The organism is Phascolarctobacterium sp. (assembly GCF_030531065.1).
In the GTDB taxonomy this organism is placed as follows: domain Bacteria; phylum Bacillota; class Negativicutes; order Acidaminococcales; family Acidaminococcaceae; genus Phascolarctobacterium_A.
The window spans coordinates 111,875-130,759 of record NZ_JAUNOQ010000008.1 but is presented as its reverse complement, the minus strand read 5'-3'; the positions used below and the strand labels follow the sequence as shown (position 1 = coordinate 130,759).

21 protein-coding genes are annotated in these 18,885 nt (G+C 44.2%); 19 read left to right on the top strand and 2 right to left on the bottom strand.

Going from position 1 to position 18,885, the window contains the following annotated elements; all coding sequences use genetic code 11:
- The first annotated feature begins 58 nt into the window (after positions 1-58).
- The 8 genes from rfbH (at position 59) to Q4E64_RS07215 (ending at position 7,259) form a co-directional block, all read left to right on the top strand.
- A complete protein-coding gene (gene rfbH / locus Q4E64_RS07250; protein WP_303167104.1) occupies positions 59-1,399 on the top strand; it encodes a lipopolysaccharide biosynthesis protein RfbH in 1,341 nt (446 codons plus the stop codon).
- 7 nt (positions 1,400-1,406) lie between these two features.
- On the top strand, positions 1,407-2,270 hold the full coding sequence (locus Q4E64_RS07245; RefSeq protein WP_303167103.1) for a transketolase: 864 nt from the start codon (positions 1,407-1,409) through the stop codon (positions 2,268-2,270).
- Positions 2,263-3,198 (top strand): transketolase family protein, encoded by a 936-nt coding sequence (locus Q4E64_RS07240; protein ID WP_303167102.1) that lies wholly within the window; start codon positions 2,263-2,265, stop codon positions 3,196-3,198. Before Q4E64_RS07245 ends, Q4E64_RS07240 begins: the two co-directional genes overlap by 8 nt.
- A 16-nt stretch (positions 3,199-3,214) precedes the next feature.
- The gene (locus Q4E64_RS07235) at positions 3,215-4,123 is read left to right on the top strand and encodes an NAD(P)-dependent oxidoreductase (RefSeq protein WP_303167101.1); all 909 of its coding nucleotides are present in this window, start codon (positions 3,215-3,217) and stop codon (positions 4,121-4,123) included.
- On the top strand, positions 4,123-5,166 hold the full coding sequence (locus Q4E64_RS07230) for a glycosyltransferase family 8 protein (protein ID WP_303167100.1): 1,044 nt from the start codon (positions 4,123-4,125) through the stop codon (positions 5,164-5,166). The genes Q4E64_RS07235 and Q4E64_RS07230 overlap by 1 nt, the downstream gene beginning before the upstream one ends.
- The gene (locus Q4E64_RS07225; protein ID WP_303167099.1) at positions 5,163-6,215 is read left to right on the top strand and encodes a glycosyltransferase; all 1,053 of its coding nucleotides are present in this window, start codon (positions 5,163-5,165) and stop codon (positions 6,213-6,215) included. The genes Q4E64_RS07230 and Q4E64_RS07225 overlap by 4 nt, the downstream gene beginning before the upstream one ends.
- Before the next feature lie 34 nt (positions 6,216-6,249).
- Positions 6,250-6,621, top strand: a complete 372-nt coding sequence (locus Q4E64_RS07220; RefSeq protein ID WP_303167098.1) for a glycosyltransferase family A protein — start codon at positions 6,250-6,252, stop codon at positions 6,619-6,621.
- 149 nt (positions 6,622-6,770) lie between these two features.
- Complete coding sequence (locus tag Q4E64_RS07215; RefSeq protein ID WP_303167097.1) at positions 6,771-7,259, top strand: hypothetical protein; 489 nt, start codon at positions 6,771-6,773, stop codon at positions 7,257-7,259.
- Between the two features lie 185 nt (positions 7,260-7,444).
- Here Q4E64_RS07215 and Q4E64_RS07210 read toward each other — a convergent pair whose 3' ends face one another.
- Together Q4E64_RS07210 and Q4E64_RS07205 are read right to left on the bottom strand one after the other, a co-directional pair.
- Positions 7,445-8,317, bottom strand: coding sequence for an Rpn family recombination-promoting nuclease/putative transposase (locus Q4E64_RS07210; RefSeq protein ID WP_303167096.1), 873 nt, complete (start codon positions 8,315-8,317; stop codon positions 7,445-7,447).
- A 203-nt stretch (positions 8,318-8,520) separates the two neighbouring features.
- Positions 8,521-9,357, bottom strand: coding sequence for an Rpn family recombination-promoting nuclease/putative transposase (locus Q4E64_RS07205; RefSeq protein WP_303167095.1), 837 nt, complete (start codon positions 9,355-9,357; stop codon positions 8,521-8,523).
- A gap of 187 nt (positions 9,358-9,544) precedes the next feature.
- Here Q4E64_RS07205 and Q4E64_RS07200 point away from each other — a divergent pair, with 187 nt between their 5' ends.
- The 11 genes from Q4E64_RS07200 (at position 9,545) to Q4E64_RS07150 (ending at position 18,880) form a co-directional block, all read left to right on the top strand.
- Entirely contained in the window at positions 9,545-10,693 is a 1,149-nt protein-coding gene (locus tag Q4E64_RS07200; RefSeq protein WP_303167094.1) for a DUF4143 domain-containing protein, read from the top strand.
- A 186-nt stretch (positions 10,694-10,879) separates the two neighbouring features.
- A complete protein-coding gene (locus tag Q4E64_RS07195; protein WP_303167093.1) occupies positions 10,880-11,620 on the top strand; it encodes a YebC/PmpR family DNA-binding transcriptional regulator in 741 nt (246 codons plus the stop codon).
- A 55-nt stretch (positions 11,621-11,675) separates the two neighbouring features.
- Positions 11,676-12,170, top strand: coding sequence for a crossover junction endodeoxyribonuclease RuvC (gene ruvC, locus Q4E64_RS07190; RefSeq protein WP_303167092.1), 495 nt, complete (start codon positions 11,676-11,678; stop codon positions 12,168-12,170).
- Positions 12,171-12,779 carry a Holliday junction branch migration protein RuvA gene (gene ruvA / locus Q4E64_RS07185; RefSeq protein WP_303167091.1) on the top strand — a complete coding sequence of 203 codons (609 nt, stop codon included), beginning with the start codon at positions 12,171-12,173 and terminating at the stop codon, positions 12,777-12,779.
- A 29-nt stretch (positions 12,780-12,808) separates the two neighbouring features.
- On the top strand, positions 12,809-13,816 hold the full coding sequence (gene ruvB, locus Q4E64_RS07180) for a Holliday junction branch migration DNA helicase RuvB (RefSeq protein ID WP_303167090.1): 1,008 nt from the start codon (positions 12,809-12,811) through the stop codon (positions 13,814-13,816).
- A gap of 9 nt (positions 13,817-13,825) precedes the next feature.
- Positions 13,826-14,443 (top strand): epoxyqueuosine reductase QueH, encoded by a 618-nt coding sequence (locus Q4E64_RS07175; RefSeq protein WP_303167089.1) that lies wholly within the window; start codon positions 13,826-13,828, stop codon positions 14,441-14,443.
- A 9-nt stretch (positions 14,444-14,452) separates the two neighbouring features.
- Positions 14,453-15,739 (top strand): SpoIID/LytB domain-containing protein, encoded by a 1,287-nt coding sequence (locus Q4E64_RS07170; protein WP_303167088.1) that lies wholly within the window; start codon positions 14,453-14,455, stop codon positions 15,737-15,739.
- Positions 15,740-15,760: 21 nt separating this feature from the next.
- On the top strand, positions 15,761-16,789 hold the full coding sequence (queA, locus tag Q4E64_RS07165) for a tRNA preQ1(34) S-adenosylmethionine ribosyltransferase-isomerase QueA (RefSeq protein ID WP_303167087.1): 1,029 nt from the start codon (positions 15,761-15,763) through the stop codon (positions 16,787-16,789).
- 41 nt (positions 16,790-16,830) lie between these two features.
- Entirely contained in the window at positions 16,831-17,946 is a 1,116-nt protein-coding gene (gene tgt / locus Q4E64_RS07160) for a tRNA guanosine(34) transglycosylase Tgt (RefSeq protein ID WP_303167086.1), read from the top strand.
- Between the two features lie 81 nt (positions 17,947-18,027).
- The gene (gene yajC, locus Q4E64_RS07155; RefSeq protein ID WP_303167085.1) at positions 18,028-18,300 is read left to right on the top strand and encodes a preprotein translocase subunit YajC; all 273 of its coding nucleotides are present in this window, start codon (positions 18,028-18,030) and stop codon (positions 18,298-18,300) included.
- Between the two features lies 1 nt (position 18,301).
- Positions 18,302-18,880, top strand: a complete 579-nt coding sequence (locus Q4E64_RS07150; RefSeq protein ID WP_303167084.1) for a 5-formyltetrahydrofolate cyclo-ligase — start codon at positions 18,302-18,304, stop codon at positions 18,878-18,880.
- The last annotated feature ends 5 nt before the right edge of the window (positions 18,881-18,885 follow it).

Below are 18,885 nucleotides of genomic sequence, written 5' to 3'. Positions count from 1 at the left end.
ATTAATTTATAGAAGCTGTTTTTTCGCTTCTGAATATATTATACGAGGAGGAAAAGCGATGAGTAAATGGCAAAATGAAGAGCAAGCTAGAGAACAGATAAAAGCTTTGGTAACAGAATATTATCACCAATTTAAAGAAAAGAAAGAAGTATATAAAGATGGTGAACGTATTACTTATGCAGCACGAGTTTTTGATGAAAAAGAAATGTGTGCTTTAACAGATGCTACGCTTGATTTTTGGCTGACGACGGGTCGTTTTGCTGAACAGTTTGAAAGAGAATTTGCTAAATGGATAGGAGTTAAATTTGCTCATTTAGTTAATAGTGGTTCTTCTGCTAATTTGGTTGCTTTTATGGCCTTAACTGCTCCTGAATTGGGGGATCGCCAAATAAAAAAAGGAGATGAGGTAATTACTGTTGCTTGTGGTTTTCCAACTACTGTTACGCCAGCAATACAATATGGTGCGATTCCTGTGTTCGTGGATGTAACTGTACCACAATATAATATTGATGTTACTAAATTAGAAGCTGCTTTATCTTCTAAGACTAAGGCAGTTATGATTGCTCATACTCTTGGAAATCCTTTTGATTTAGGTGCAATAAAGAAATTCTGTGATAAACATAATTTATGGTTGGTAGAGGATAACTGCGATGCTTTGGGAACTCAATATACTATTGATGGGGTAACTAAGTTTAGTGGTACTTGGGGCGACATTGGCACTTCTAGTTTTTATCCTCCGCATCACATGACTATGGGCGAAGGCGGTTGTGTTTATACAAATAATCCTATATTGAATCGCTTGATCATGTCTTTCCGTGATTGGGGACGTGATTGTATATGCCCTTCTGGTCGTGATAATTTCTGTGGACATCGTTTTGACGGACAATATGGAGAACTGCCTAAAGGATATGACCATAAATATGTTTACAGTCATTTTGGGTATAATTTGAAAGTTACGGATATGCAAGCTGCTATAGGTTGTGAACAGTTGAAAAAGTTCCCTAACTTTATTGAACGTCGTCGTTATAATTGGGATAGATTGCATAAGGCTTTGGAGTGTGTACAGGATAAGATCATTTTGCCGGAGCCGGCAACTAATAGCAGACCTTCTTGGTTTGGCTTTTTGATTAGTATAAAGCCTGAAAGTGGATTAAGAAGAAATGATGTTACTCGTTATATTGAAGAACATAATGTTCAAACAAGATTGTTGTTCAGTGGAAATTTAATTAAGCATCCGTGCTTTGACCAAATTCGTAGGACTGATGCATATAGAGTAGTTGGGGATTTGCACAATACCGACTATATTATGAATAATACATTTTGGGTTGGCGTTTATCCTGGTATGAGCGACGCAATGATTGATTATATGGCTAAAGTAATTATTGAAGCGGTGAGGTAGTTTTGAAGTGGTAACAGCAAATAAAATTAGAGAATTAGAATTTGCTACTTTGCAAATTAGAAAAAAATTGCTTAAGTTATGTACTCTACAAAGTATTCATATTGGTGGAGATTTGTCTATTGCTGATGTTATGACCGTACTATGGCAATATAAAATGAAGTATGATCCTAAAAATATTCAAGATGAATATAGAGATAGGTTTATTTTATCTAAAGGACATGCATCTGCAGTAATGAGTTTCAATCAAGCAGCCATAGGTTGCTTTACTGATGATGAAATATATAAAGAATATGCTACTGATGGTGGAAGATTTTCAATGCATTCTTGTAATTTGGTAAATCCGTATGTTGAAGTATCAACTGGCAGTTTAGGGCATGGGATGCCGATAGCATGTGGCATAGCTGCTGCTTTAAAACTTAAAGGTAACGATATTAGTAGAGTTTATACGATAATGGGAGATGGTGAACAATCAGAAGGCTCAATTTGGGAAGCAGCAATGAATGCTGTGCATTATAAATTAGGAAATTTGGTTGCAATTATAGATTTTAATAAGTTAGAAGCTGATGGAAATATTTTTGATATTACGGGGATTGGAAACATTGCCGAAAAGTATAATGCATTAGGATGGTTCGTTAAAGAAATAAATGGGAATGATGTTGAAGAAATTGTTAATGCATTAGATAACTTACCAAGTCCTAGTACATATATGCCTATTGTGTTGGTTTGTCATACAATAAAAGGAAAAGGAGTTGGGTTTATGGAAAATCAAGCAAAATGGCATGCTGGGAAAATTACGTTTGAACAGTACGAATTGGCAATAAAATCTTTAGATGCTCAATTTTATGAAAAATGGGGAGAATATAATGACTAGAGTATGTTTGCTAAGAGATGTGATTGGTAGGTATATGTTAGATTTGGGAAATCTTAATGATAAAGTTGTTGTTGTAAACGCAGATTTAAGTGGTACATGCCGAACTAAAAAGTTCGCTGATATATTTCCAGAACGTTCATATAATGTTGGAATTGCAGAACAGAATTTAGTTAGCTTTGCTGCTGGTCTTGCACATGAAGGTTATTTGCCTTACGCATTTACTATGGCTCCTTTTATTAGTATGCGAGCTTGTGAGCAATGTAGAAGTGATGTCGCCTACGCAAATTTACAAGTAAGATTAATAGCAACATATGCTGGATGCTCTGGTGGCATTTCTGGAGCTACACATTGGGCTATAGAAGATTGCGCTATTATGCAAAGTATGCCTAACATGGTTGTTATGGAACCTTCCGATGCTATGCAAGCTCGGAAAATGATGGCGGCTACCATATTGTGTGATTCCCCTATTTACATAAGAAGTAGCGTTGTAGATGTAGCTGATATATATAGTGATGAGTATGAATTTAAAATTGATAAAGCTAGTTATCCTAAAGCAGGAAAAGATGCAACTATTATTTGCTCTGGAGTTGTTGTGCAGTATGCATTAAGGGCAGCTAGGTTAATTGAAGAAAAAACAGGTAGTAGTATAGAAGTAATAGATATGCATACCATCAAACCTATCGATGAAGTGGCTGTCATTAACGCAGGAAGAAAAGGACCGGTTTTAGTGGCTCAAGATCATAACGTTGTAGGTGGATTGGGGTATTCTGTAGCTTCAAAAATTGCTGAGGCTGGGATAAAAACTAGATTCAAAATTTTAGGTATACCAGATAAATTTATGCCCATGGCACATGCGCCTTATCTGTATAATCAATTTGGTTATGATACACATGGCTTGGTTTCAGCCATGCTCAACCTTTTGCAATAGAAGGAGTGTTCTGATTATGAAATGTGTATTGATTACAGGAGCAACTAGTTTTATAGGGAAAAATCTTGTAGAAAGATTGTATAATGAAGAACACAAAATATATGCGTTGGTACGGCCTAGTTCTAATAACTTTACTAGATTAGAAAATTGTAGAAATTTAAACATCGTTAATCTTGACATTTCAGAAATTTCTGCTCTACATAAATATGTTGATAGAATTGACCTTTGCTACCATTTGGCTTGGGATGGGACTAGAAATGATTCACGATATGATGCTAATCTGCAAAAATCTAATTATAAATATAGCATTGATACTTATGAGGTCGTGAAGATGCTAGGGTGTCATGTTTTTGTGGGAGTTGGTTCGCAGGCTGAATATGGTTTTTGTCAAAATGAAATCACAGAAAGCACAGAACCGAATCCTAATACAGAGTATGGTAGATATAAATTAGCAACTTGCAAAAAGCTTATAGAACTAGGAGAGCGAGATTCTATTAGAGTAATATGGGGGCGTGTATTTAGTATCTACGGGAAGGGAGACTATGAGAACACTTTACTAATGAGTTCTATAAGAAAAATGTTGAATAATGATCCTATTGATATGACAGAAGGTACACAGTATTGGAATTATTTGTATGTTGAAGATTTAGCAAAAATTCTTGTAAAGCTGGCTTATGATAATAGCGCTAGGGGAATTTACAATCTAGCTAGTAATGATACTCGTATGCTTAAAGATTATATTTTAGAATTAAAGGAAATTATTAAATCCAAAAGTAAAATAAATTTTGGCGCTGTACCGTATAGAAGTGAAGGAAAAGTTAGTATTATGCCTAATATTGAAAAATTATCGAGGATATATGATATTAAAAATCTTTCTGCTTTTAAGAATAATATAGCTTCTATGGTTTTAGCGGGGAATTTCTAATGTATATTGCGTATCATAGTAGCGATTATTTTTCTCAACAAACGGGAATATCAATGGCATCTTTATTTGAAAATAACAAAGATGCTATTGATATAGTAGTATTCGTTATAGAACATAATATTTCAGAAACAAACAAAAAGAAAATACTAGGCATAGGAAAAAAATACAAGCGAGATATTAGGTTTATACCTATGCCAAATTTAAATGAGAAAAAGCGACTAGGATTAAAATTTATAAAATCTGCTTGGAATTTTGATTCGTATTGCCGCTTGTTTTTAGATGAAATTCTTCCATTAGAAGTTGAAAGAGTTCTGTATCTTGATGGAGATGTTTTAGTAAATGCTTCTCTTAAAGAGTTATGGAATCTAGACATCCAAGGAAGGTGTGCTGCTGCTGTTACTGATAGTTTAGGGGAAGAATATTATGAATTGTTTAATTTGAGCAATAGTGCTCATTATTGTAACAGTGGAGTTATTCTGATTGATCTAAAGAAATGGCGAGTTGAGAGCATAGGTAATAAAATAGTTTCCTACGTGAAAAAACATAACGGATATGTTTTCTTTATGGAACAAACAGTTTTGAATGCTGTCTTGGATTCTCAACTTTATATTTTGCCTCCTCGCTATAATGTTTTTACTTTAATGATGTGTTTAAACTATAAAGAACATATGTATTTGCGGAATCCTAAGAGATTTTATTCTGAAGGAGATGTACGAGCTGCTCTAGCAAACCCATGCCTTATTCATTTGACAACGTGCTTTTTTATTTTAAACAGGGCGTGGATTGAGAATAATAATCATCCTGCTAAAGCCTTATATTTAAAATATGCTGCGTTGACTCCTTGGAATAAAAGAGCTTTGCTTCCAGACACAAGGACTTTTAAGAAAAAAGTTGTGGACTTTTTCGTACAAAATTTGCCACGCATTTTTGTGTTAGTTATAGCTAGATATTTATATCAATATATTAGAGTGAAGGTAATTAGCAAAGAAATGGATAAGTACGCTGATAAAATTGTTGTAAAGAAAGATAGGTATATGAAATGATTAACAAGGTAAAATTTTGTAGTATAAAACCAGCTTTTAGTGGTGTTACAACTGCAATAGTTTTTGAAACAAGCGCTTTGTTTGTGCCATATTTAAGTGTAGCATTGCAATCATTGTTAGAGTGCAGTTCTAAAGAAAATTTTTATGATATTATCATATTAAGCAATGAGATAGAAGAATATGATAAGAATTTATTAGGAAATTTAACAATTCAACAAGAAAATATATCAATAAGATTTTGCGATCCAACAGAAATTGTCGAAAAATATATAAAAAATAGTAAATACCAATATCTTAACCTTAATTACTATAGATTAGCTTTACCGTGGATTTTATTAAATTACGATAAAGCATTAAATTTAGGCGCTGATATAATAATAGAAAAAGATATTTGTGAATTAATCAATACTTATATGGATAAAGATAAATACATAGCCGGAGTAATTGATTTAGGGTATCATGGTAGGTTAAATATGGATATACCTAGAGAAGAGTTAAATATGGCGGATCCATATGATTATATTAATGCGGATGTGATTTTACTAAATTTAGAGAAAATAAGAAATGATTTTAAGCAAGATGACATCATGCTATTTTGGCAAAAGCGAAAGTTACGCTGCGCTGAACAAGATGCTTTTAATGTACTATTTGATGGACATATACAGCATTTGTGCTTGAATTGGAATTTGTTCCCAGAGAGGATGTCGTCTACTGAACATATATTGAATGCACCAGAATCAAGCGTTAATTTATGGAAAAAGGCTATAACTACTCCGTATATAATTCATTATGCAGCTTTTCCAAAACCGTGGGATTATCCTATGATAGGATATGGTTACAGATGGTGGGAGTATGCTAGGAAATCGCCTTATTACGAAGAAGTTGTGAGAAGAATGTGTATAATAGCAGCTAGAAATGAAAGGGTTGGCATACTTCATCGTGTAATTGATCTCCTTTTACCTAGAGGAACTACAAGAAGAGACGTTATCAAGAAGTTACTTTCAAAATCTTCTAAAATTCGAGATTTAGCTTATAAAATATATCATTAAAACGGATAGTAAAATTTGGTTAGGAGAATTTTATATGCATTATGAAGAGCTAGATGTTATCATTCCAACATATAATCGAGCAAATTTCTTAAAGATACAATTAGAGAGTATTTTTAATTCTAATGCAACATGGAGAAAAACAATTATTTTAAATAATGCTTCTACTGATAGTACATTAGAGGTTATTGAAAAAATAAAAAATAAATATCCTGAACGCGAAATAGAAGTAATAACAAATTGTTATAACATTGGCAACCCCAAAAATTTTATAAAAACTCAAACTTTAGCTACTAACTATTTTACGGCTATTTTTCATGATGATGACGCTATACATCCGGAATATATTGATAGAGCGATGAGTATATTCAAAAGCAACAAACAAATGGTTATGATTTCCGGGGGGTAAATGCATATTATAATGTAAATCATGATAATTGGTATCCATTACCGAATAGCTATTGGAGATTTGAAAATAAAAATAATATGTTTTTACAAATGATAATCGATAGGCCAACGTTTTGCTGTTGTATATATAAAACAGAAATATATAAAAAAGTGGAATATGGATTTGAAAGATACGGGAAGTTACATGATATTATCTTTATGATGGAAATTGGGCAATATGGAGACACAGCTTTCTTGCATGGTGAATGCGTAAGATGGCGACAACATGTTGGTAGCGATAGTAATAATTTGACAACGGGTCCATTTCCTAAAGAAATATTAGAAATATTATTTAGAATGAACGAGATATTTCAAAAACAGAAAAGCAGAGGCAATTTAAAAAGCCACATAAAAAATATTTTGTTTAGCACTTTACTTTTTAATTTTTCTTATTTTCTATATGGATGGAGCGATCTAGAACGTTTCGTCACTTGGCAAGGGTTTAAGATTATGATGCGTGAAAGAGGGCTTTTTTCAAAGAGGCAATACAACATATTTGATTTAATTATAGATAGAATTTTAAATCCTATTATAAGAATGGAAGCTAAAAGGCAAAGAAAAAAGTCTTTTTGTAATTATTCTTATAGAGTTGGTAGATAATATAGAGATATAGAATGAGAAAATGCATAAAATTTTTGGTATAGTCTCAAATTGCTTTATTAGACAATCAAAGAAGCAAAAAGGACGGCCTGCGCCGTCCTCTAGCGTTCAATATGAAGTTGTAGCGTGGGCTATACGCTGATAGCTTGAAGTTGTTCTAGCGGCAAGTTGGTCGCAATTATAATTTAGAGCAATGCAATGTATGTCGCCCAGTTCTTTTTATCGATATTGAGAGCGGCTAAGGCTTGCTCAGTAGTCCAATTTTGGGAAATCTTTAAATTTCTGATTGATGCCAAGGTGCTTTCACTTCTCCCCTCAGCAAAACCTTCACTTTTACCTTGAGCGAAACTTTCTTTCCTAACATCTTCTACTAAATCTTCCATAATCTTACACATAGTCTGTACTCCTTCCTCGGTTTCCTTCAAATATTTTACACGTTGTTTTAATTCATGATAATGCATATCGCTGGCATTGGTGCAGAAAAAATCGTGCATCAGCCTGCTTAATGCAGTTTGCTCATAACGGCAATTGCCGTTGACATAGATAATGTGGGAGCCATCGTTAAAGGGTTCGCCACTTTCGTCAATTTTACGCTCGATATGGTAGATGGGCTTGTCCTTGCCAAGTACGTCGGTTTCCGTGATGAAGATGACGTAGGTATCGAAAAGCGTGCGGTAGTCGACGCTTTTAGGGAAGTGAGCCGTATCTATTGCGCCTACGTAATAGCGGGCGCGTTGCGGCGAAGCTCCATCAGGTTTGCTTTGCACTTCTACGTTTAGGTAACGCCCTAAAGCGTCTTGTGCTAATACGTCCAATTGCACGGAATGACCGGACAGGTTGGTGAGCGTATACTGGCTGAGGTCTTTTATTATCTTAATTTTATCATCCTGAAGAATGATACGCAAGAGTAGTTCCGTAGCCGGGGTATTGTTTTCAAAAACTTTGCGCATAAAGGTGTCGTCGATAAGACGTAATCGGGCAAGTTTTTCCAAGTATTCAGGTTTAACAAATTCGTTGGGCATGGCGTCAACTCCTTTTATTTTGGAATATAACTTCATAAGCAGGCAAAATAAAAAGCAGTACCGGCGCTTTGTAAAAGCAAAGCGCAGGATACTGCTAAATAGATACCGTCAGGTACCGAACTACTTATGAATTTTTCATATAAATTATAACATGTGATGAGATGTTAAGGCAAGCATTGGCGATAACAAAAGGACGGCCTGCGCCGTCCTTTAGCGTACAATATGAAGTTATATCGTGGCTACACGCGTATAGCCTTTACCTGTTCTAAGGAAAGTTTAGTGGCAAGAACGATAGCTTCATCGCTAAAGTTGCCTAAACGTTTCATATTTTTGGCTATGTCAAGAGTAGCTTGAGCTTCTCCACGAGATTCGCCTTCCTTATAACCGGCGTCATGGTAATATTCTGCAAATTCTTTCATAAATTCATCCATAATCTTTCTACCTCCTTCAGGGGATTTTAGCAGGTTAATATAATCAGATAAAGCTCCTTGGCTGAAGTCGCCAGCTTTGGCAGTTTTAAAATACTGCATTAGCTGGGCAATTTTACTGCCGTCATTAATTTCTGCATTGATAAAAATTGTATGCAGACCGTTATCGTAAGGGAGATTGCAGTTGGCGCTACTTAGAATTTGCCTGACTTCATAAATTGTTTGACCTTGCGCCCAAATATCTTCTCGTGTTATATAGAAAAGATATACTTCCGGCAACTGGTTGTAATTTACGCCTTTTCGTAGAAGTTCGCTGTCTATTACGGAAGCGTAAAAGCGCATACGGCGTGCAGGCGCAACTTCTTCCAAACGCTGGATTTCAATCTCGTAGATTTTCCCGTTTTCGTCTTCCGCAATAACGTCTAGTTGCGCTCCGTGCGAAATTAGCTGTGGAATATTGTTTTGGCTGCGGAATTGGATAATTTTAAGTGTGGGGTTGTTCATCAAAACTCGAATAAGATGCAGGCAAGCACCTTCGTCTTTAAAAACTACGGAGATAAAAGTGTTATGGAACAGGTTCATAGTTTTGATTTTTGCGAGAAGGATTTCTTTGTGAATGAGTAAACTATCGGCTGTAAATGCGTTCATGCTCAACCTCCTGATTTTATTGAAGGTACAGTGTAGTCGATGATTCAAGGCTCAACTACACAGCACATGAACAAACAACAACCGTTGTTCCTTCTAAAAATATTATAGCTAAAGATATAGGAAAACGCAAGCGTAACAGTAAACATATTAAAGAAAATTCAGACAAAAGTTTCTAGGAAAGGCGATTATGACAAACCTGCAAGACGCTATTCTGAGATTACAACTTCATAATACTCTCGTTATTCTGCGTACCTGTGGCAGCGATTACCAGAATGCGTTGGTCAATGATTTGACGGTTCCGTACCATAAAATAGATTTGGCTGCGCCGTCCGTTCGCATACAGGTGGAACAAAATCCGGAGGCATTTGCGCGTGCTTTGCCACTGCCTGCTTATTTACATAATTTACATTACATGCCGGATTTATTGAAATGCCTGCTGGAAAGCGAACTGCCGTTAGGTAGGATAATTGCCGATTGCAAGCAAAATTATTATTTGCGGCAGGCAGCGGATAGTTGCGCACGTCAAGCCCGATTTATAGAATTGCCGTTACAATATAGTGGAAAGAAAGAGTTCTTTTCTGTAACATCGTATTTAGACAGATGCATAAACAGCGAAGCGGCGCAGGATATTTTGTCGCTAATCGTCGGGAACGGCTTTGGGGAACAAACGGCGGCTTATATAGACTGCCTGTTGCGCCGCGAAATTATGGAGCAGACGACGGTGAAAGACGAAATTAAGTTTTACCGCTTTTTATGCTCGGTAGCCAGTATGGCGGGAAGCGTAGTTAATTATGCCGTTTTAGCGAATAATGTCGGCATAAGCGCGCCCACGGCCAAGCAATGGCTGCAATTTTTAGAAGGCGCGGGCGCGGTGTACTTTATTCAGCCAATCGATATTGCAATACCAGGAAGGCGGTTGGTGAAAGCGCCGAAACTATATTTTAAGGATACGAGCGTGGCCGCCTGTTTGTTACAAATTACGAGCGCCGCAGCGTTGGCATCCAGCATACATTTCAAAAATATTTATGAAAATTATGTCGTGAGTAGAATACGGGAGAGCTTTTTACAGCGGGGGTTGCCGTTTGTCGCCGAATTTTACCGCGATTCTAATAATAAAGAGATTAGTTTGCTGCTGCACGACGGCAATGTACTGCTTCCCATAATCATTAGCGCTACGGATATAAAAGCGGCTAAGCTGCAAAAATTGCTTGGCTTGTTAAAGCCTGCGTACGTTAAGGGAAATATTAACTTAGGCTACGCTTTCTTGTTGGCTTTAGGTGGTAAGGTCGAGAGTTTAGATGTTGGTTTATGGCGCTTAAACGCCGGATGTTTATAAAAAATGCGCTGCGGCGATTCGTTAGGCTTGGGCTTAACGTATTGCCGCATTTTTATAAACTGTTTGCGCCTTGGTTATTTTCGCATTTTCCTGCGCCGACGCTGTTGTCAAATGGGGGCACGCGTGGTAAAATATTTAAGTGAATGCTTAATTTTTTGAATAAGATAAGTTTGGAGGAATTTAAGTATGTCAGGACATTCTAAATGGGCAAACATTAAACATAAAAAAGGCAAGGCTGACGCGCTGCGCGGCAAGATCACCACTAAGATCAGCAGAGAAATTACCATTGCCGTGCGCATGGGCGGCGCTGACCCTACCGGCAATATGAAGCTGAAGCTGGCTTTGTCCAAGGCTAAGGCCAACAATATTCCCAAGGATAACATTCAGCGCGCTATTCAAAAGGGTGCAGGCGCATTGGAAGGCCAGAGCTTTGAGGAAATTACCTACGAGGGCTACGGCCCGGCAGGCGTGGCAATGATGGTCAGCTGCCTGACCGATAACCGCAACCGCACCGCAGCAGATATCCGCCACGTATTTTCTAAGCACGGCGGCAATTTGGGCGCTACCGGCTGCGTAGGCTATATGTTCAAGCAAAAGGGCATTTTTGCCGTAAGCAAGGAAACCGGCGTCAGCGAGGACGATTTGATGATGATCGCGCTGGACGCTGGCGCGGAGGATATCAAGAGCGACGAAGAGGGCTTTGAAATCGTTACCGACCCCGCCGCTTACGACGACGTAGAAAAAGCTTTGGCTGACAATAATATCGAGGTTGCCATGTCTGAAATCACCATGGTGCCGGACACTATGGCCGAGTTATCCGCCGAGGACGCCGAAAAGGTACAGAAGATGCTGGACGCGCTCGACGATTGCGACGATGTGCAGGACGTTTATACCAACGCTGACTTGCCGGACGACGACGAGGAATAAGATTTTGGAAAGCAGGCAAGTTTTTGTCTGCTTTCTGTTTTTGTGAGGATTTGTGATGCTGGCTTTAGGTATTGACCCAGGCACAGCCATCTGCGGCTACGGCTTGGTGGATATGACGGGCAACCGTTTGCGGCCCGTGTATTACGGCTCGGTGATTACCGATAAGGATATGCTGCCGGAGCTGCGGCTGAAAAAAATTTACGACGATTTGAGCGCGATTATCGAGCATTTCCATCCTCATTTTATGAGTATTGAAAAGCTGTTCTTTAACCGCAACGTAACTACGGCGATTCCCGTAGGGCAGGCCCGGGGCGTGGCGCTTTTGGCTGCCGCTAACCATAATTTGCCGGTGCTGGAATTTACGCCCATGCAGATTAAGCAGAGCGTGGTCGGCACGGGCAGCGCGTCTAAGGAGCAGGTCATTTATATGGTGATGCATTTGCTGAATATCCGGGAAAAGATTAAGCCTGACGATACGGCGGACGCGCTGGCGGCGGCGATTTGCGGCGTCAATACCGCTTCGACCCGCGTATGGCAGGAGGGCAGATAAATGATCGGTTCATTGAAGGGCAGCGTTTCCTATTTGGGAGCGGACTGCTGCATTATCGATACGGCTGGCGGCGTAGGCTACAGAGTGTTCATGCCGGGAGCGCATCTGGCGCAGCTGTCCCTGGGCGGCAGCGTGCGTGTGCATGTGCATACGACGGTGCGCGAGGACGCTATTTTGCTGTACGGCTTTTTGAGCCAGGAATATTACGATTTGTTCGAGCTTTTGCTGTCGGTCAGCGGCGTAGGGCCGAAGATGGCGCTGGGCATTTTGTCCGCCGTAAAGCCGGACGCTTTTTATCTGGCGGTGCAGAGCCGCGATATTAAGGTGCTGACCAAGCTGCCGGGCATTGGCAAGAAAACGGCGGAGCGTATGCTGCTGGAGCTGAAGGATAAGGTGGGCGGCGCAGCGGCGGAGGCCGGAAGCGATTTTGGCGAGAGCGTAGCTGCCGGAGGCAGCGGCGCGGTGGCGGAGGCCATGGAGGCGCTGCTTTCCCTGGGCTACAGTAACGGCGAAATTGTGCCCGTTATCAAACAGATTAAGGATGCGGACAAGCTGAGCGGCGAGGAGATTCTGCGCCGCGCTTTGAAGCTGTTTGCGCAGCATAGATAGCATAGATAATAGATAAATGGAGGGCAATAATGGAATTTGACGAGAGAATTATTGCCGGAGCGGAGCAGGAGAGCGACGGTTGGCAGTACAGCCTGCGTCCGCGGCTTTTAAATGAATATATCGGACAGAATCAGGTCAAGGACAATCTTTCCGTTTTTATCAAAGCGGCAGCCGCCCGCCACGAGGCGCTGGACCATGTGCTGCTTTTTGGGCCTCCCGGACTGGGCAAGACGACGCTGGCGAACATTATTGCCAACGAGCTGAACGTTAATATTCGCGTTACCAGCGGCCCGGCCATCGAACGGCAGGGGGATTTAGCGGCGATTCTGACTAATTTGGGTGATAATGACGTGCTGTTTATCGACGAAATTCACCGCTTGTCCAAAACGGTGGAGGAAATACTTTATTCCGCCATGGAGGATTTTGCGCTGGATATCATCATCGGCAAGGGGCCGGCGGCCCGCAGCGTGCGGCTCGATTTGCCCCACTTTACGCTGATTGGCGCGACGACCCGTTTAGGCGCTATTGCCGCGCCCCTGCGTGACCGCTTTGGCGTGCAGTGCTGCCTGGAATTTTATAAGCCGGAGGAGCTGCAGTATATTATTACCCGCGCCGCCGATATTTTAGGCGTGAAAATCGCTGCGGACGGCGCTGCTGAAATTGCCCGCCGCAGCCGCGGTACGCCGCGTATTGCTAACCGTCTGCTGAAGCGGGTGCGGGATTTCGCGCAGGTTTTGGGCGCGGAAAGCATTGGCCGCCAGCTGGCGGACGAAGCGCTGGCTAAGCTGGAGGTGGACCGCTACGGGCTGGACCGCAACGACCGGCGCGTTTTGCAGACCATCGTTAAAACCTTTGACGGCGGGCCTGTGGGCATTGAAACCATTGCGGCGGCGGTCAGCGAGGAAGCGTCGACCATCGAGGACGTTATCGAGCCTTATCTGATGCAGCTGGGGCTGCTGCGGCGCACGTCGCGGGGACGCATGGCTACGCGGGAAGCGTATCGCTACATGGGCGTGCCCTATGTCGAGAAAAAGTAGGTGGGCGCGATGAAGCTTTTATTACATGCCTGCTGTGGGCCTTGCGCCTGCTACCCGACGGAAAAGCTGACTGCGGACGGCGTGGATTTTACGATTTTATTTTTTAACCCTAATATCCATCCCTACAAGGAATTCAAGCATCGTTTGAGTACGCTGCGGGAGTTTTGCGAGAAGAAGCAGTACAAGCTGATTATCGATAAAAGCTATCCCCTAGAGGACTGCGTAAGAGGAATGCTGGCCGAGCCGACGGTGCGCTGCGCCTTCTGCTACCGTATGCGTATGCGTTATGCGGCGCAGCTGGCTAAGGAAAACGGCTTCGACGCTTTCAGTACTACGCTTTTAGTAAGCCCTTATCAAAAGCACGAGCTGATTAAGCGCGAGGCGCAGGCGGCTGCCGAGGAATTCGGCGTGGATTTTTATTACGAGGATTTCCGCAGCGGCTATCAGCGGGGCGTGGATATCAGCCTGGAGCTGGGGCTGTACCGCCAGCAGTACTGCGGCTGCGTTTTCAGCGAGCGCGACCGCTACGAAATTCGTAAGGCGAAAAAGCCCGGCGTTGCAGTGCCGCGGGAAAAATTTATCAGAGTAAGCAAAAATATTAGTATGGTCAATTTGGATATAAAGTAAGGAGCAGTCATGCTGAAAAAACTGTTAGTGATAGTTATGGTAACGCTGTCCTGCGCTTTTGGCTCTGCGGCGGCAGCGGCGGAACAGCTGCGCGTAGCGTTGGCGGTCGGGCAATCGACAGTGGAAATCAGCTGTGACGATGAATTTGAGGTCATGAGCGGTTGGCAGAAAACCGTAATGCCCAAAGGGAAGTATTTTCTGCATACGGATGGCGGCAGGCTGCAGCTGGACGAGCAGCACCAATTCGGCGGCAGCATTTATGTGCAGGCTCTGCCGGGCAAGCCGCTGCCGCAAATCAACAAGCGTTCCTATAAGGGCTATTTGCGGGCGCTTTTGCAGGATAATAAGCTGACAGTAATTAATTATGTCGATGTAGAGGACTATCTGGCCAGCGTTTTACCGGCCAAGACCATGGTGGTATGGCCCGACGAGGCCGTTAAGGCGCAGGCTGTGGCCGCCCGTTCCTATGCGCTGTATATGCGGTCGCGCAATAGAAACGCATATTACGATTTATTGGCTACCGATGCCGAACTGCAATATACGGGCACGGGGCCGCGCATTGAAAAGGCCGGCGTTACTAAGCTGATTCAGGCGACGGCGGGCCAGTATTTGCAGGACGCCTACGGTACGCCGGTGCAGGCCGTGACTACCTCCAGCAGCGGCGGCAGAACCGAAGCCGCAGTTAATCTGTGGGGCAGGGAGGTCGGCTATTTGCAGTCCGTGGAGGATTATGACAGCGACAGCCCGGAATATACCTGGGAATACCGCGCTACGCCTGCGCTGCTGGAGGGGCAGCTGGCCCAGCGCGGCTTTGTGGTCGGCAAGCTGAACAGCGTGCGCCTGTCGCCACTGGATGAAATGGGCTCCGACAGAACGCCGACGGGGCGCGTAAGGTACGTCGTGCTGTCCGGCGAAGCCGGTACGGCGAAAATCAGCGGGCAGGAGCTGGCCGATATTCTGGGCCTGAACAGCGTTTTGTTCGACGTGGAAACGGGCACGCCGCCGCCGGAAACGCTCAAGGTGCCTATCGAGGACCGTTACGGCTTCGAAGTGGGCAGCAAGGATATAGATATTAAAATTAAAGAGGACGATAAACCGGTCTGGAACACGCTGCTGCGCAGCTACCATATGCTGGGCGGCGGTAAGGATGAAAAGCTGATTTTTCACGGCAAGGGCAAGGGCTCCGGCCTTGGCCTGAGCGCCTGGGGCGCGCGAGGCATGGTCAACGCCGACGAAAAGATAACCTATAAGGATATTTTGGCGCATTACTATCCGGGAACCAGATTGGTAAGCTAAATAAAAGAGAGAAGAGAAGCAATGCTAGTAACAGATTTTGATTATGAGCTGCCGCAGGAGCTGATTGCGCAGCACCCGATGGAGCCTCGCGACCATTCGCGCCTGCTGGTGGTGGATAAGGAAAGCGGCGCTTTGGAGCACCGTCATTTTTACGACTTGCCCGATTACCTGCATCCCGGCGACGTGCTGGTATTTAACGATACCCGCGTTATTCCGGCGCGTTTGCACGGCGTTAAGGATACGGGCGCGCATGTGGAGGTTTTCCTGCTGACCCGCAAGGACGCTACCGACTGGGAGGTTTTGGTGCGTCCGGGCAAAAAATTGCAGGTGGGCGCTAAAATTAAATTCAGCGACGAGCTCTCCTGCGAGGTTATCGAGCATACCGACTTCGGCGGCCGCGTAGTGCGCTTTGCCTACGACGGTATCTTTGAAGAAATTTTGGACCACCTGGGCGAAACTCCCTTGCCGCCGTACATCACCGCGCCTTTGGAGGATAAGGAGCGCTACCAGACGGTGTATAACCGCGAACGCGGCAGCGCGGCGGCTCCTACCGCAGGGCTGCATTTTACCAAGGAGCTTTTGCAGAAAATTAAAGATAAGGGCTGCGAGGAGGTTTTCGTAACGCTGCATGTGGGCTTGGGCACCTTCCGCCCCGTCAGCGAGGCTAATATCGAGGACCATAAAATGCACCGCGAATTTTATACCGTATCGCCGGAAGCGGCGGCGGCTATCAATAAGGCTAAGGCCGAGGGCCGCCGCATTATCGCCGTGGGCACGACGGCCGTGCGCACGCTGGAATCGGCCGGAGCGGACGGCACGCTGAAGGCTGGCGGCAGCTGGACGAATATCTTCATTTATCCCGGCTATCGCATCCGCTTTGTGGACGCGCTGGTAACTAATTTCCATCTGCCGCAGAGTACGCTGCTGATGCTGGTGTCGGCTTTGTCCAGCCGTGAAATCATGCTGGCGGCCTATAAAAAAGCGGTGGAGGAAAAATACCGTTTCTTTTCCTTTGGCGACGCTATGTTCATCAAGGACAGCAAAAAATAACGAAGGCCGCTTGCGGCCTTTAAGCTTATAAAGGAGGCTATATGCAGCACGCAGTAACCTACGAATTAATTAAGGAATGCAGCCGCAGCGGCGCGCGTCTGGGCCGCCTGCACACGCCCCACGGGACCTTTGAAACGCCAATGTTCATGCCTGTGGGCACGCAGGCGACGGTTAAAACTCTGTCGCCGGAGGAGCTGTACGAGATGGGCAGTCAGGTGATTTTGTCCAATACTTACCATCTGTTTTTGCGTCCCGGCCACGAGCTGGTGCGCAAGGCGGGGGGGCTGCATAAATTTATGAATTACCGGCGGGGCATGCTGACGGACAGCGGCGGCTTTCAGGTGTTTAGCCTGGGAGCGATGCGCAAAATTACGGAAGAAGGCGTTATGTTCCGCTCCCACATCGACGGCAGCAGGCAGTTCCTGTCGCCGGAGGTCAGCACGCAGGTGCAGGAGGCCCTAGGCGCAGATATTGCCATGGCCTTTGACGAATGCATTCCCTATCCGGCGGATTATGATTATGCCAAGCGCTCCACCGAACGTACTACCCGCTGGGCCAAGCGCTGCCTGGAAATCCACACCCGCGAGGACCAGTCGCTGTTCGGCATAGTGCAGGGCGGCATGTATCCCGACCTGCGCCGCCTGAGCGTGGAGCAGCTGACGGAGCTGGATTTCGCCGGTTACGGCATCGGCGGCCTGTCCGTAGGCGAGCCCAAGCCCATGATGTACGATATTTTGGGTCAGACCACGCATCTTATGCCTAAGAATAAAGCGCGCTACCTGATGGGCGTGGGCACGGCGGACTGCATCGTGGAGGCGGTAAATTTGGGCGTGGATATGTTCGATTGCGTGTTCCCGACCCGCGTGGCTCGTAACGGCACGGCCATGACCCACACCGGGCGTTTGGTAGTACGCAACGCCGTTTACGCCGAGGACTTCCGCCCGATTGAAGAGGGCTGCCAATGCTACGCCTGCCGCAACTTCAGCCGCGCCTATATCCGCCATTTATTCAAGGCGGAAGAAATTTTCGGCCTGCGGCTGTTATCCATCCATAATCTGTACTTCCTGCTGCACTTTACCAGGCAGATTCGCGAGGCTATCGCTAACGATACTTTCCCCGAATTTAGAGAAAGATTTTTAGAAAACTATCGCGGATAAAGGATTTTTGGAGTATAATAGAGAATATACTATTGTTATTATAGTTAAAATGGAGGTGCGATTATGCAAGGTGGAGATACAATGGCATTGTTGAATTCCTTATGGCCGTTTTTCCTCATGGGCGGCATTTTCTACTTCATGCTGTGGCGGCCGCAAAAGAAGGAGCAGCAAAAACGCCAGAACCTGCTTAACGGCTTAAAGGAAGGCGACGAGATTATCACTATCGGCGGCATTTACGGCATGATTACTGCTATTTCTGAAAAGCGCGTGAAGATAAAAGTCGCTGAAGGCGTGGAAATAGAAATGGCCCGTAATGCTGTCAGCGGTTACCAAAATCCCGCTAAAAACGCCTAATATGGTTGCGGAAACTGAAAAAACAGAGCTGCGCAGGCGTCTGCAAAGGCTGCGTGCCCAAATGTCCGGTGAGCAGGCAGCGTCCAGCAGTGTGCAGGTTTCCCGTCATATCCTGGCCTGTGATGCGTACCGTAAGGCTAAGTGCATCATGGGCTTTTTGGCTTTTGGCAAGGAGCTGTCCGTAGATTCCGTGCTGGAGCAGGCGTTGGCCGACGGCAAAAAAGTGGCTGTGCCGCTGATTACGTCGGGCGAGGAATTTGTGCCCGTGCGCCTGTGGGATATGCAGCATTTTGCGTTGGACCGTTATGGCATCCGCACAGCGCCGCAGCCTGTGCAGCTGGTGGAGCCTGAAGAAATAGATCTGGTTTTGGTGCCGGGGGTGGCCTTTGGCCGCGACGGCAGCCGTTTAGGTATGGGCGCAGGCTATTACGACAGGTTTTTGCTCAAGGCCGGGCGGGCAGTGCGCATGGGCGTAGCCTACGACAGCCTTTTGCAGGATACATTGCCGACGGACGCTTACGACGTCGGTATGCAGCTTTTAGTAAGTGAAAGCGGTTTACAAACTCTCACGCCGCTGTAACTGAT

Bases quoted from the DNA above. Each gene is read 5' to 3' on its own strand.
- Q4E64_RS07200 (WP_303167094.1), top strand. From the start codon at position 9,545: ATGACAAACCTGCAAGACGCTATTCTGAGATTACAACTTCATAATACT.
- ruvB (WP_303167090.1), top strand. From the start codon at position 12,809: ATGGAATTTGACGAGAGAATTATTGCCGGAGCGGAGCAGGAGAGCGAC.
- Q4E64_RS07210 (WP_303167096.1), bottom strand. From the start codon at position 8,317: ATGAAGTTATATTCCAAAATAAAAGGAGTTGACGCCATGCCCAACGAA.
- Q4E64_RS07240 (WP_303167102.1), top strand. From the start codon at position 2,263: ATGACTAGAGTATGTTTGCTAAGAGATGTGATTGGTAGGTATATGTTA.
- Q4E64_RS07205 (WP_303167095.1), bottom strand. From the start codon at position 9,357: ATGAACGCATTTACAGCCGATAGTTTACTCATTCACAAAGAAATCCTT.
- Q4E64_RS07150 (WP_303167084.1), top strand. From the start codon at position 18,302: ATGGTTGCGGAAACTGAAAAAACAGAGCTGCGCAGGCGTCTGCAAAGG.
- Q4E64_RS07235 (WP_303167101.1), top strand. From the start codon at position 3,215: ATGAAATGTGTATTGATTACAGGAGCAACTAGTTTTATAGGGAAAAAT.
- ruvC (WP_303167092.1), top strand. From the start codon at position 11,676: ATGCTGGCTTTAGGTATTGACCCAGGCACAGCCATCTGCGGCTACGGC.
- Q4E64_RS07175 (WP_303167089.1), top strand. From the start codon at position 13,826: ATGAAGCTTTTATTACATGCCTGCTGTGGGCCTTGCGCCTGCTACCCG.
- Q4E64_RS07195 (WP_303167093.1), top strand. From the start codon at position 10,880: ATGTCAGGACATTCTAAATGGGCAAACATTAAACATAAAAAAGGCAAG.
- queA (WP_303167087.1), top strand. From the start codon at position 15,761: ATGCTAGTAACAGATTTTGATTATGAGCTGCCGCAGGAGCTGATTGCG.
- Q4E64_RS07230 (WP_303167100.1), top strand. From the start codon at position 4,123: ATGTATATTGCGTATCATAGTAGCGATTATTTTTCTCAACAAACGGGA.
- Q4E64_RS07170 (WP_303167088.1), top strand. From the start codon at position 14,453: ATGCTGAAAAAACTGTTAGTGATAGTTATGGTAACGCTGTCCTGCGCT.
- Q4E64_RS07220 (WP_303167098.1), top strand. From the start codon at position 6,250: ATGCATTATGAAGAGCTAGATGTTATCATTCCAACATATAATCGAGCA.
- ruvA (WP_303167091.1), top strand. From the start codon at position 12,171: ATGATCGGTTCATTGAAGGGCAGCGTTTCCTATTTGGGAGCGGACTGC.
- yajC (WP_303167085.1), top strand. From the start codon at position 18,028: ATGGCATTGTTGAATTCCTTATGGCCGTTTTTCCTCATGGGCGGCATT.
- tgt (WP_303167086.1), top strand. From the start codon at position 16,831: ATGCAGCACGCAGTAACCTACGAATTAATTAAGGAATGCAGCCGCAGC.
- Q4E64_RS07225 (WP_303167099.1), top strand. From the start codon at position 5,163: ATGATTAACAAGGTAAAATTTTGTAGTATAAAACCAGCTTTTAGTGGT.
- rfbH (WP_303167104.1), top strand. From the start codon at position 59: ATGAGTAAATGGCAAAATGAAGAGCAAGCTAGAGAACAGATAAAAGCT.